This window comes from Romboutsia timonensis (assembly GCF_900106845.1).
Classification (GTDB): Bacteria; Bacillota; Clostridia; order Peptostreptococcales; family Peptostreptococcaceae; genus Romboutsia; species Romboutsia timonensis.
Window position 1 is genome coordinate 260,249 of record NZ_LT629849.1, and the last position, 14,191, is coordinate 274,439.

The following is a 14,191-nucleotide window of genomic DNA, read 5'->3' on the forward strand; positions in this document are numbered from 1 at the left end:
AGAGATAATCTTATCTCCACATTTTCCTGCTACTATATTTGTTCTTTTGTATTTTTTACCTGGTATTTTATCGTAAACTTTTTTACCTCTTATAGCTCTTGCATATTCTCTATAAATATAACCTTGTATTCCTGTTTCATCAATATATACTATATCTTCTTCGCTAAAGTTTTTTATCTCATTTAAATATTTATTTACTTTTTCCTTACATTGTTCTTTGTATGAAGTTGTCTTTTTTTTCGTGTTATATTTAATTTCTTTAATGCTTTTCTTATTGCACACTCACTACAATTAAACTCCTCTGCAATCTCAACTAAATATGCATCTGGATGTTTTTCTATATATTTAATTAACTTTTCTGGATAAATCTTTTTTGGTTTTCTAACCTGTATTTTTACTTCACCTAATTTACCTTCCTTTTCTTTATTTATCCACCTAGTTAGTGTTGTTTCAGATATTTTAAATACTTTACAAGTTTCTTTGTAAGTATGGCCTTCTCTTTGGTATTCTACTGCTCTTTGTTTAAACTTTATATCATAACTCATATTATATTTGTTAACTTATTTAATAATTTTCATACCTTTATTATTAAGTTCGTTTACTATATCATTAATTGAAAGTTCATAATCTAGTATATAAATTTCAGAAAATACGATTATTATATTAAATTTATGCTAAAAATAATAATTATAAAGCAATATGTTAATACTAAAAGTGATATATTGAAAAGAATACATAAAAGGAGATAGATTATGGCAAAAGTAATTAAAACTATGGATGGTAATACAGCTGCAGCATATGTAGCTTATGCATATACTGATGTAGCAGCTATATTCCCAATAACTCCATCTTCTACTATGGCCGAAGTAGTTGATGAATGGTCTGCACAAGGAGTAAAAAATATATTTAATCAAAAAGTAAGTGTAGTAGAATTACAATCTGAAGCTGGGGCAGCAGGAACTTTCCATGGTTCCCTTCAAGCAGGTGCTCTTACTACTACTTTTACTGCATCACAAGGTCTACTTTTAATGATACCTAATATGTATAAGGTATCTGGAGAATTACTTCCAGGTGTATTCCATGTTAGTGCTCGTGCATTAGCATCTCAAGCACTTTCAATATTTGGTGACCATCAAGATGTTATGGCAGCACGTCAAACAGGATGTGTAATGTTGGCATCAGGTTCAGTTCAAGAAGTAGCTGACTTAGCACCAGTAGCACATTTAGCAGCTATAAAAGGAAGATTACCATTTGTTCATTTCTTTGATGGATTTAGAACTTCTCATGAAATACAAAAAATAGAACTTCTAGATTATAAGGACTATGAAAGTTTAATCGATAAACAAGCAGTAAAGGCATTTAGAGAAAGAGCACTTTTACCAGAGCATCCTGTAACTCGTGGTACAGCTCAAAATTCAGATATATATTTCCAAACAAGAGAGGCTGGAAATAAGTTTTATGATCAAATAGTTCCTATAGTAGAAGGATATATGAATGAAGTAAGTAAATTAACAGGTAGAAGCTATGGTTTATTTGATTACTATGGTGCTCCAGATGCAACTAACATATTAATTGCTATGGGATCTGTAACTGAAACTATAGAAGAAACTATAGATGAATTAAATTCTAAAGGAGAAAAATTAGGTTTAGTAAAAGTTCACTTATATAGACCATTTTCAAAAAAACATTTACTAAATGCTATACCTAAGACTGTAGAAAAAATATGTGTACTAGATAGAACAAAAGAACCAGGATCTATAGGAGAACCACTTTATTTAGATGTACGTTCAGCATTCTATGAAGAACCAAATGCACCTATGATAATCGGTGGAAGATATGGGTTAGGTTCAAAAGACGTAACACCAGCAAGTATAAAAGCTATATTTGATAATTTAGCAAGTGTTAACCCTAAAAATCAATTTACAGTTGGTATAGATGATGATGTAACAAATACTTCAATACCAGTTGATGCAAGTTTTAAATTAGAACACAAAGACACTATAAACTGTAAGTTCTGGGGACTAGGATCAGATGGTACAGTAGGAGCTAATAAACAAGCTATAAAAATAATAGGAGATAACACTAAGAAATATGTGCAAGCATATTTTGCATATGACTCTAAAAAATCTGGTGGTATAACAATGTCTCACTTAAGATTTGGAGATTCTCCTATAAGATCAACATATTTAATAGATAATGCAGACTATATAGCTTGCCACAATCAATCTTATGTAAATCAATACGATTTATTAAAAGGGCTTAAAAAAGGTGGTACTTTTGTATTAAATACTATATGGAATGAATCAGAATTAGAAACTAATTTACCAGCAAAAATGAAAAATTATTTAGCTAAAAATGAAATAAAATTCTATACAGTAAATGCTACTAAGATAGCTCAAGAAATTGGACTTGGAAATAGAATAAATATGATAATGCAATCTGCATTCTTTAAATTAGCTAACATAATCCCTGAAGATGAAGCTACTCAATATTTAAAAGATTCTATAAGCAAAGCTTATGGTAAAAAAGGTGAAAAAGTTGTTAATATGAACTATGAAGCAGTTGAACAAGGTAAAAATGCTTTAGTTCAAATAAACATACCTTCATCTTGGGCTACAGCTACAGATAATGATAATACAAATACACAAGAACCAGAATTTATAACAAATATATTAAGACCAATAAATGCACAAGAAGGAGATAGTTTACCTGTAAGTACATTTAACGGTATAGAAGATGGTACATTCCCTCAAGGAACAGCAGCCTATGAAAAACGTGGTATAGCTGTAAATGTACCGGAATGGATATTAGAGAACTGTATTCAATGTAATCAATGTTCATATATATGTCCACACTCAACTATAAGACCGTTCCTTTTAAATGAGGAAGAATTACAAAATGCACCAGAAGGATTTGAAACTAAAAAAGCTGTAGGAAGAGGATTCGATGGATTACAATATAAAATCCAAGTAGATACTATGGATTGTACAGGATGTGGAAACTGTGCTGATGTATGTCCAGCCAAAGATAAGGCATTAGTTATGAAACCTCTTGAAACTCAAACTGAAAAAGAAATACCAAATTGGGATTATGCTATATCTAGTGTTTCTGATAAAGGTTATTTAGTAGAAGGGAAAACAGTTAAGGATTCTCAATTTAAGATGCCACTGTATGAATTCTCAGGGGCATGTGCAGGATGCGGTGAACCTGCATATATTAAATTAGTTACTCAATTATATGGAGATAGAATGATGATAGCAAATGCTACAGGATGTTCATCTATATGGGGTGGATCAGCTCCTACAACTCCATATACTGTAAACCATGAAGGGAAAGGTCCAGCTTGGGCAAACTCTTTATTTGAAGATAACGCAGAGTTTGGATATGGTATGTATCTAGGTGTTAAACAAATAAGAAATAAAATAAAAGAAGATATGCAAGAATTAATATCTATACCAGAGGCTTCGTCTTTTAAAGATGTATTTGAAAACTGGATAGCTAATATGAATAATGGAGAAGCATCTAAAGAAGCTAGTAAAAAGGTAATAGAAGCAATAGAAAATTGCAATTGTGATGGAAGAGCTAAAGAGCTAATAGAATGTTTAAGAGAGAAGAAAGATTATTTAGTTAAAAAATCTCAATGGATAGTAGGTGGAGATGGTTGGGCATACGATATAGGATATGGAGGACTTGACCATGTTCTTGCATCAGGTGAGGATATAAATGTATTAGTATTTGATACAGAAATATACTCTAATACAGGAGGACAAGCATCAAAATCTACTCCAGTAGCAGCAATGGCAAAATTCGCAGCAGCAGGTAAGAGATCTAAGAAGAAAGATCTAGGTATGATGGCTATGAGCTATGGAAATGTATATGTTGCTCAAGTTGGTATGGGAGCAGATAAGAACCAAGTATTAAAGGCTATAAGAGAAGCTGAAGAATATGATGGTCCATCATTAATCATAGCTTATGCACCATGTATATCTCATGGATTAAAAGAAGGTATGGGAAGAAGTACTGCTAATCAAGCTCAAGCAGTTGCTTGTGGATATTGGCACTTATATAGATACAACCCAGTATTAAAAGAACAAGGAAAGAATCCATTTACTTTAGATTCTAAGGAACCAACTGAAAGTTTTAGAGATTTCTTAATGGGACAAGTAAGATATTCTGCTATAGCTAAGCAATTCCCAGATGTTGCAGAAGAATTATTTAATTTAGCTGAGGAATATTCTAAAGAAAGATATGAAAATTACAAGAGATTAGCAAATCAAGGTTAAATTATTAAGCGTATATCTATTTAGATATGCGCTTTTATAATATTGTGGGATATTTTTACATATTATTTGAATTTATGTTATAATTGTTTAAATCAATTTATTAATATATATATTAAGAGATAATATTAAAAAATATTATTTAGAATCAGAAAAGAGGAATAGTTATGTCAAAAAAAACTAAGACAACTGCTCTAGTGTTAATGTTGATAATATTAACATCTAAGATAACAGGATTTTTTAGAGATATAGTATTAGCCCAAACATTTGGTGCAGGTGAAATAACTGATGCATATCTGACTGCTCTTAATATACCAGTGGTTTTATTTGACGGTATAAGTGCAGCTTTAGGGACAACATTTATACCAATATATTTCAAGATTAAATCAAGTAAAGGACAAGAGGAAGTAAATAAGTTTACAAGTAATATTCTTAATATAGTTATACTCGTAAGTCTCGTATTTGTATTATTAGGTGTAATATTTGCACCATATATAGTAAAAATATTTGCAGTAGGGTTTAAGGGAGATGTTTTTGATTTAACAGTAAATTACTCTAAGATATTAATATTTTCAATGGTATTTATAGCTATAAATGGATTGGTATCATCATATTTAGTAGCATCAGGTAATGTATATATTTCAGGTGCAATAACTATACCATTTAATATATTTGTTATAATAGCTATTATTTTTGCATCAGTAACAGAATCTTATGTTATGGTTTATGGAACTTTAATTGCATATATAGCTCAATTATTATTTCAGTTGCCTTTATTAATAAAAAAAGGATATAAACATAGGTTAACTGTAAATTTAAGAGACGAAAATATAAGGCAAATACTATTTTTAGTTATACCAGTATTTATAGGTTCATATATTAACCAAATAAATGCCGTAGTAAATAGAACCTTAGCATCAACGCTAGATAGTGGTAGTATAACAGCATTAAACTATGCTAATAAGCTAAATATGTTTGCAGTAGGCGTGATAGCTGTAGCTATATCTACAATAATGTACCCGATACTTTCAAAACTAGCTAGTGAAGGAAATAAAAAATTATTTAAAATAAATATTTCAAAATCTATAAATATGATAGTAATAATCATGTTACCTATAATGGTTGTAATGACAACATTTTCTAAAGAAATAGTAAAAGTTCTTTTTGAAGAGGGGTCTTTTAACTCACATGATACATACCTAACATCAACAGCATTATTTTTCTATTCCATAGGAATACTATCATATGGATTAAAAGAGTTATTAGCGAAATCATTTTATTCGTTACAAGATACTAAAACGCCTGTTAGAAATGCAACTATATCAGTAGTTATAAATATTGTTTTTTCTATAATTTTAGTAAATATAATGGGGATAGGAGGATTAGCATTGGCAAGTTCTATATCAGCTACTGTAACTACGATGCTTTTATTAATATCTCTAAGGAAAAAAATAGGTAAGATAGGGTTTAGTTATATATTAAAAACATTTATTAAAGGAGCTATAGCATCTATTGTAATGTATATAATTATGAGAATTGCTTATAATTATATATTTATTTATGGAAGTAGATTTGCTTTAGAATCTAGAAAATTTATAGCATTTAATTGTTTTATATCTGTAATATTAGGAATGAGTACATATTTAATTGTAGTATTGGCATTAAAAGTAAAAGAAGTAAAAGAGATATTTGATGCAATACTGTTTAAATTGAAAAACTATTTTATATAGTAAATAAACATATAGATGAAAGGGGATTTTTTATGAGGAGGCTAATATATTTTATTGTATTGATAGTATCTATAACTCCTGTATTAACACATATATTGGAAAAAAATTATATAGCAGCTATAGTATATGGGATTTTTTTTATGTTCATTTTGTATCCATTTATAAAAAGGTTTATGACTATAAGTAATTATGAGTAATAAATATATAATCATTAAAAATATTAATAATAATTATATATATCTTAAATAGTTAAAATTAGTAAAATTCATAATATTAAAATTATCCTATGATATAATTTAATAGATATTAATTTTGGTGTATGAGGAGAAGGAGTAATTATGAATAGCTTAAAAGAAGCTTTAATTAAAGAAATACCAGTATTTAGGGAGTTGGGGCATAAATTTGTAAATAAAGAAGTTTCATCAGGAGACTTTAAGGCAATGTCTGGTGGTATGGGTTCTTATGCTCAACGTGGTGAGCAAGACTTTATGATAAGACTTAGAATTCCATCAGGAATAATGAGTATGGATAAATTTAAAAAAGTATATGAATTAGCAAAAAAACAAAATTTAGATAAAGTACATTTAACTACTAGACAAGCGATACAGTTACATAGTTTATCTATAGATGGTGTTTGTGACACAATGGAAGAAGCGCTAAAAAATGACATATTTACACGTGGAGGAGGGGGAAATTTCCCGAGAAATGTATCAATATCGCCATTATCAGGTGTAGATGTAGAAGAAGCATTTGATGTTACTCCATATGCAGAAGCAGTAAATGAGCACTTTATGAGTAAAATAACTACATATAAATTACCAAGAAAATTAAAAGTATCGTTCTCAAGTAGTGAAAAAGATTGTGGAAATAGTACTGTAGCAGATTTAGGTTTTTTAGCTATAAAAAAGGATAACAAAGAATATTTTAAAGTTTATATAGGCGGAGGGATTGGAAAAAATCCAGCCAAGTCAGTAGAGTTTGACTCATTAATAAATCCTAATGAAATATTATATCATGTAGAGGCTATAACAAATTTATTTATAGCTGAAGGTGATTATGAGAATAAAAATAAAGCTCGTATAAGATATATTGTTGATAGAATGGGAGAAGAAGCATTCTTAAATTGCTATAAAGAACATCTTAATAAAGTATTTGAAAGTGAAAATTTAGATGTAAATATAGAATATAAAGAATACAAAAAACAAGGTATAAAAACTAGTGTAACGCATAATAGATTAATACCACAAAAACAAGAAGGTCTTTATAGTGTATACTTCCATCCTATATGTGGTCAGCTATCTATGAGCAATTATAAATTATTAATAGATAAATTAGATAAATTAGAAGATATAGAAATTAGATTATCTATGAATGAAGGTATGTATATAAGAAACTTAAATGGAGAAGAAGCTGTTGAATTAATAAATCTTACTCAAAATTTAGGTGGAGAAACTAAATTAGAGCAAAGTGTAGCGTGCATAGGTTCTAATATATGTCAAATAGGCATAGCTGATAGTCAAGGTATGTTAGAAGATATATTAAAATATTTTAAAGAAAAGAATTTTAATGCTGATATACTTCCTAAAATAAGAATATCAGGATGTACAAACTCTTGTGGAACACATCAAATGGGAATACTAGGATTTGCAGGAAAGAAAAAAAGAGTAAATAATGTAGTTACAGAATCTTTTGAACTTTATCTAGGTGGGGAAAAAGGAAAAGACAAGACAAAATTAGGAAGTTATATAGGAGATATAACTAGAGAGAATGTACCAGAATTCTTATATGAGTTAGCTAAATTAGTAGAAGAATCTAATTTAACTTATGAAGAATATATAGTAGAAAATAATGAACAGTTAAATAATATAATAGATAAGTATTTAGCTGAAGAAAGAGTAGTTAAAGCTTAATTATATATATTAAGAGTCCTTTAAATTGTAAGGGCTCTTTTTTCATACTAAATGATTGAAGTATATAGAAATTATAGCTTGTTTAACTCAAATATATATAAAATAAAAAATAACAAATTAGTAAAGAATACATAGATTTTATAGTAAATTTAAATACAGTAGAATACAATTAAGTATATAGAAAAAAGCATATTTAGTGAGGAGGGAGGACAATGAAGTTAATATGGCTAATTGTGGCTATTTTATTTGCAGTAGCAGAACTTATGACAACTACATTAACACTAATTTGGTTTAGTATAGGGGCTGTAATATTAATATTTCTTAGTAGTATAATAGATAGTATTTTGATTCAAATAATAATCTTTGCAATAATTTCTACATTAATGCTAACCATAGCTACTAAAAAATTTATAAAACAGGATAAAGATTATAAATATAATACTAATTTACAAGCTATTATAAATAAAAAAGGTATAGTAAAAGAAACTATATATCCAAATAAAGTTGGGATTGTAATTATTGAGGGAGAAAGCTGGAGTGCAATCTCATATGATAATGAGAAGATAGATAAAGAGGAAATGGTAGAAGTATTAAAAATAGAGGGTGTTAAGGTAGTAGTAAAAAAAATTGATTAAAGGGAGAGTGACATATGGATTTTATATTTAGTTTAGTGTTACCTATAGTAATAGTAGCAGTAGTAGTTATAATAGGGTTATCTTGTGTAAAAGTAGTTAAGCAGTCTAAAGTTGGAATAATTATGAGACTAGGTAAGTTTCGTAAGGTAGCAGATACAGGTGTACATTTTTTAGTTCCATTTTTAGATCAAATGAGTTACATTATAGATTTAAGGGAGAAGGTAGTAGATTTTCCTCCACAACCAGTGATAACTAAGGATAACGTAACAATGCAAATTGACACTGTTGTTTATTATAGAATAACAGATCCAGTAAGATACACATTTGAAATAGCTAATCCTATAACTGCTATTGAAAATTTAACAGCAACAACGCTTAGAAATATAATTGGTGAATTGGATTTAGATGAAACTTTGACATCTAGAGATATAATAAATACAAAAATGAGAGTTATACTAGATGAAGCAACTGATAAATGGGGTATAAAAGTTAATAGAGTAGAATTAAAAAATATTATGCCACCTCATGATATACAAGTTACGATGGAAAAGCAAATGAGAGCTGAAAGAGAAAGAAGAGAATCAATACTTCAAGCAGAGGGAAATAAAGCAGCAGCAATACTTCAGGCAGAAGGAGAAAAACAGTCAGCAATACTTAGAGCGGAAGCAAAAAAAGAATCAATGATTCGTGAAGCAGAAGGAGAGAAACAATCAGCAATACTTAGAGCAGAAGGTGAAGCAGAATCAATAAAGAAAATAGCTTTAGCAAAAGGTCAAGGTGAAGCTGAGATAATTACAAATGTCCAAAGAGCAACTGCACAAGGTTTAAGAGAAGTATTTTTAGCTATGAAAGAATCTGAAGTAGATGATAATATTATAGCACTTAAATCCATAGAAGCATTAGAAAAAGTAGCAAATGGTAATGCAACAAAGCTAGTCCTTCCATCAGATACTGTGAAATTTTTAGGAACGTTTAAAGGAATAAAAGAAGTTCTAAGTGAAGATAAATAAATAATTTAAAATAAAAAATAACCTTTTATATTTATAGTCGAATATAAGGTTATTTTTTATTTTATTAAAGTAAATTTTAAAAAATAAATTAATAAAAAATTTACTTAAAAACTAGGGGGAATTAAAGATTGATGAAAAAATGATTTTAAATGCAGAGATTTGTAAAAACACATATTAAAAAATACTTAAATGTCTGAATTTTTATAACGGTTAATTATAAAATATTGTATTTTTTATTATATAATTAAGTAACAAATAATAAAATTTGAGGTTCAAGGGGGAAATTTTATAGATGGCATATAAAAAGATACCGGATTATGAAGATATTATTGATATAAATAATATAGATAAGTTCAAACGAGGGGAATTGTATGATAGTTATAATTTTTTAGGAAGTCATAAATCGAGATATAAAGGTAAGATAGGAATATGTTTTAATGTATGGGCGCCAAATGCAAAGAATGTTTATTTAGTTGGAGATTTTAATGATTGGAACAAAGAAGCTTATCCTATGGAAAATATAGAAGGAAGCGGAATTTGGACTATATTTTTAACTAATGCAAAACAAGGACAAGCGTATAAGTACAATGTAATCGGATGTGATGGAGTTAGTAGAATGAAATCTGACCCTTATGCGGTATTTTCAGAAAAAAGACCAAATACAGCTTCAATAATATACACAAATGATAACTACAAATGGAATGATAGAAAATGGCAAAGAGAAAAGCAAAAAATTGTTCATGATAATAGTCCAATGAATATATATGAAGTTCATCTAGGTTCTTGGAAGAGAAAATGGGACGGAGAATTTTTTTCATATGAAGAATTATATGAAATGATAGAATATGTAAAAGATATGGGATATACACATATAGAACTAATGCCTATAACTGAACATCCGCTAGATGAATCTTGGGGATATCAAACTATAGGATATTATAGTAGTACAAGTAGGTATGGAACACCTACTGAGTTTAAAGCATTTATAGATAAATGCCATGAAAATGGTATTGGAGTAATATTAGATTTTGCATATAGTCATTTTTGTAAAGATGCTCATGGACTATATAAATTTGATGGATCTGCACAATTTGAATATTCAGATCCTTTAAAAGCTGAAAATATAGGATGGGGAACTGCTCATTTTGATTTAGGCAAACCAGAGGTTAACAGTTTTTTAATTTCTAATGTACTTTATTGGTTTAATGAATATCATATAGATGGAATAAGAGTGGATGCAGTTTCTAGTATGCTTTACTTAGATTATGATATTGGAGAATGGAGACCTAATAAATACGGTGGAAGAGAAAATTTAGAAGCAATAGATTTCTTAAAAAGATTAAACAAAATTGTTTATACTACAGTTAATAATCCAATTATAATAGCCGAAGAATCAACAGCATGGCCTATGGTGACTGGGCCAACGTATTCAGGTGCTCTTGGATTTACATATAAATGGAATATGGGATGGATGAATGATACATTGAAATATATGGAGATGGACCCTATATACAGAAAACACCATCATGAATTAATTACATTCTCTTTCATGTATGCATTTTCAGAGAACTTCATCTTACCACTATCACATGATGAAGTTGTCCATGGTAAAAAATCGTTATTAGATAAAATGCCAGGAGATCCTTGGCAGAAATTTGCTTCATTAAGAACGTTATATGCATATTATATGATGCACCCAGGGAAAAAATTATTGTTTATGGGATCAGAATTTGGACAAGGATTGGAATGGAGATATGCATACGGACTAGAATGGGAACTACTAGAAAGAGAACCTCATATGAAAATGAAAGATTATGTAAAAGACTTAAATCATTTATATAAAAATGAAAAAGCTCTGCATGAAATAGATAATACGTATGAAGGATTTGATTTTATAGATCCACATAATAGTGAACAAAGTATAATAACTTTAATGCGAAAGGGAAAAAATGAAAGAGATTTTATAATAGCAGTTATAAACTTTACTCCTGTAGTTAGATATAATTATAAAATAGGAGTACCATATGAAGGGGTTTATGAAGAGGTATTTAATACTGATAATGAAAAATATTGGGGATCAAATCAGACAATGGAAAGTTTAGAACTGACATCATATCCAGAGAAATGGCATAATAAAGATAATCATATAAGAATAAAAGTACCGCCTTTAGGAGCTACATTTATAAAAGGTAAGGAACTAAAAATAGACACTATACAAATAGATCCTAATAGTAAAGTATCAATAGGGGGTAAAGATAAAAAAGTCAATAAAGTGAATCCTAAAACTAAAACTCAAAAATTATAAATTAGATAAGGATAAATATTAAGGGGGATAAGTAATGAAAAAAGATATGCTAGCTATGATTTTAGCAGGGGGCCAAGGATCAAGACTAGGAGTTTTTACAAAAAGAATTGCTAAACCAGCAGTTTCATTTGGGGGAAAGTATAGAATAATAGATTTTGTTTTAAGTAATTGCTCTAATTCAGGAATAGATACAGTAGGAGTTTTAACACAATATAGACCACTAATATTAAATTCACATATAGGAACAGGAAGTCATTGGGATTTAGATAGAATAAATGGTGGAGTACATATACTACAACCATATATGAATGAAAAAGAGGGAAATTGGTATAGAGGTACTGCGCATGCAATACATCAAAATATGGATTTTATAGATAGTTATAATCCAGAGTATGTATTAATATTATCAGGAGACCATATATACAAAATGGATTATAGTAAAATGCTAGATCATCATAAAAAGGTGGGATCAAAAGCAACTATTGGAGTAATAGAGGTTCCTTGGGATGAAGCTTCGAGATTTGGGATAATGAATACTAATGAAGATTCATCAATATATGAATTTGAAGAAAAACCAGCGAATCCAAAAAGTAATTTAGCATCAATGGGTGTATACATATTTGATTGGAAAATGTTGAAAGGATACTTTGAAGAAGTAGATAATAATGGAGCAAATTATGATGATTTCGGTAAAAATTTAATACCTAAGATGTTAGAAGATCAAATACCTATGTTTGCATATCCATTTAAAGGTTACTGGAGGGATGTAGGTACAATAGAAAGTTTATGGGAAGCTAATATGGATATTATAAAATCTAATGATGAAATAGACTTAAATAGTTCTAAGTGGAAAATATACACAAATACTATGTCGATGCCACCTCAATATATAGGTAAAGATTCTGATATACAAAAATCATTAGTAGCAGATGGGTGTAAAGTATTAGGAAAAATAGAAAACTCAGTTTTATCTCACGGGGTATCAGTAGGAAGCGATAGTATAATAAAAGATTCTGTAATAATGCCTAATGTAAAGATCGGTAAAAATGTAATAATAGAAAAAGCTATGATAGGCGAAGGTGCAATAATAGAAGATAATACTATTATAAAAGAGCAAGATGGTATAAATGTTATACCTGAGTATGAAGTAGTAAAAGCTCAGCTTGAATTAGAAGGGGGATTTTAATCATGAGAAGTGAATGTGTAGGTATAATAAATTTAGATAATAAAAACGACTTAACTATGAATCAACTTACAAATGTAAGGCCAATAGCGTCTCTTCCGATTGCAGGAAGATATAGAGTTATAGATTTTTCACTTTCAAACATGGTGAATTCAGGTATAACTAATGTAGGAATATTTGCTAAAGAAAAGTATAGATCATTAACAGACCATCTAGGAAGTGGTAAAGATTGGGATTTAAGTAGAAAAACAGGCGGATTATTTATATTTAGTCCTGAGAATACAAAGGATAGAAGTAAATATCCATATAGAAATGGAGATATTTACAATATACTAGCTAATATAGATTATATAGAGAGATGTGAAGAAGAGTATATATTAATAGCACCAAGTTATATGATAGGAAATATAGATTATACTGAAATGATAGATTATCATAAAGAATCAGATAATGATATAACTATACTTTATAAGTCGATAGACAATGCAGATGTAGATTTCTATGAAACATCAACATTGAACATAGATGGAAATAGAGTAATTAATACGGGAACTAATATAGGAACTTCTAAAAATGCTAATGTGTCTATGGAAACTTATATAATGAAACGTACTGATTTTATAAAAACGATATATAAGTGTGTAAGCGAAGGAACACATTCATATATAGAAGATTTTATAGCAGAATCTATTAATAAATTAAAGATCGGTGCATATGAATATAAAGGATATCTTAAATGTATAAACTCAATAAAATCATATTATTCAATGAAGGATGAATTATTACAAGAAGACATTGCAAATGAATTATTATATTCTGATAGAAAAATATTAACAAAAGAACAAAATCAATCTCCTACTATATATTCAGATAGTGCAAAGGTAGAGAATTCATTTGTAGCTACAGGATGTGTAATAGAAGGTACTGTAAAAAATAGTATTATATTTAGAAAGGTTCATATAAAAGAAGGTGCAGTAATAGAAAATTCAGTTATAATGCAAAACTGTACAATAGAAAAAGATGCACAATTACAAAATGTTATATTTGATAAAAATGTATACATATCAGAAGGAAAAGAATTAAAAGGAGATATAGAATATCCAGTAGTTATTGGAAAAAATACAGCTATTTAAAGGGG

The 14,191-nt window shown here is 28.7% G+C and carries 9 protein-coding genes and 1 pseudogene; 8 read left to right on the top strand and 2 right to left on the bottom strand.

Features of this window, described 5'->3' with window-relative positions; all coding sequences use genetic code 11:
- Together BN7997_RS15725 and BN7997_RS02400 are read right to left on the bottom strand one after the other, a co-directional pair.
- Nucleotides 1-282: pseudogene (locus tag BN7997_RS15725) on the bottom strand (hypothetical protein); the annotation flags it as partial.
- On the bottom strand, nt 195-545 hold the full coding sequence (locus tag BN7997_RS02400; protein ID WP_071119193.1) for an IS630 transposase-related protein: 351 nt from the start codon (nt 543-545) through the stop codon (nt 195-197). The pseudogene BN7997_RS15725 and the gene BN7997_RS02400, both read right to left, overlap by 88 nt.
- 207 nt (nt 546-752) lie before the next feature.
- On the opposite strand from BN7997_RS02400, the gene nifJ reads away from it, so the two are divergent.
- From nifJ to glgD, 8 genes are all read left to right on the top strand, one after another.
- Nucleotides 753-4,283, top strand: coding sequence for a pyruvate:ferredoxin (flavodoxin) oxidoreductase (gene nifJ, locus BN7997_RS02405; RefSeq protein WP_071119288.1), 3,531 nt, complete (start codon nt 753-755; stop codon nt 4,281-4,283).
- Nucleotides 4,284-4,447: 164 nt separating this feature from the next.
- Nucleotides 4,448-6,010, top strand: a complete 1,563-nt coding sequence (gene murJ / locus BN7997_RS02410; RefSeq protein ID WP_071119289.1) for a murein biosynthesis integral membrane protein MurJ — start codon at nt 4,448-4,450, stop codon at nt 6,008-6,010.
- Between the two features lie 338 nt (nt 6,011-6,348).
- Nucleotides 6,349-7,920, top strand: coding sequence for a nitrite/sulfite reductase (locus BN7997_RS02415; RefSeq protein ID WP_071119290.1), 1,572 nt, complete (start codon nt 6,349-6,351; stop codon nt 7,918-7,920).
- A gap of 212 nt (nt 7,921-8,132) precedes the next feature.
- Entirely contained in the window at nt 8,133-8,555 is a 423-nt protein-coding gene (locus BN7997_RS02420) for an NfeD family protein (RefSeq protein WP_071119291.1), read from the top strand.
- 14 nt (nt 8,556-8,569) lie between these two features.
- Nucleotides 8,570-9,565: an SPFH domain-containing protein gene (locus BN7997_RS02425; protein WP_071119292.1), complete on the top strand. Its 996-nt coding sequence runs from the start codon at nt 8,570-8,572 to the stop codon at nt 9,563-9,565.
- A gap of 292 nt (nt 9,566-9,857) precedes the next feature.
- The gene (gene glgB / locus BN7997_RS02430) at nt 9,858-11,870 is read left to right on the top strand and encodes a 1,4-alpha-glucan branching protein GlgB (RefSeq protein ID WP_083334983.1); all 2,013 of its coding nucleotides are present in this window, start codon (nt 9,858-9,860) and stop codon (nt 11,868-11,870) included.
- A 34-nt stretch (nt 11,871-11,904) separates the two neighbouring features.
- Nucleotides 11,905-13,056 (top strand): glucose-1-phosphate adenylyltransferase, encoded by a 1,152-nt coding sequence (locus BN7997_RS02435; RefSeq protein ID WP_071119293.1) that lies wholly within the window; start codon nt 11,905-11,907, stop codon nt 13,054-13,056.
- Nucleotides 13,057-13,058: 2 nt separating this feature from the next.
- Entirely contained in the window at nt 13,059-14,186 is a 1,128-nt protein-coding gene (glgD, locus tag BN7997_RS02440) for a glucose-1-phosphate adenylyltransferase subunit GlgD (protein ID WP_083334984.1), read from the top strand.
- The last annotated feature ends 5 nt before the right edge of the window (nt 14,187-14,191 follow it).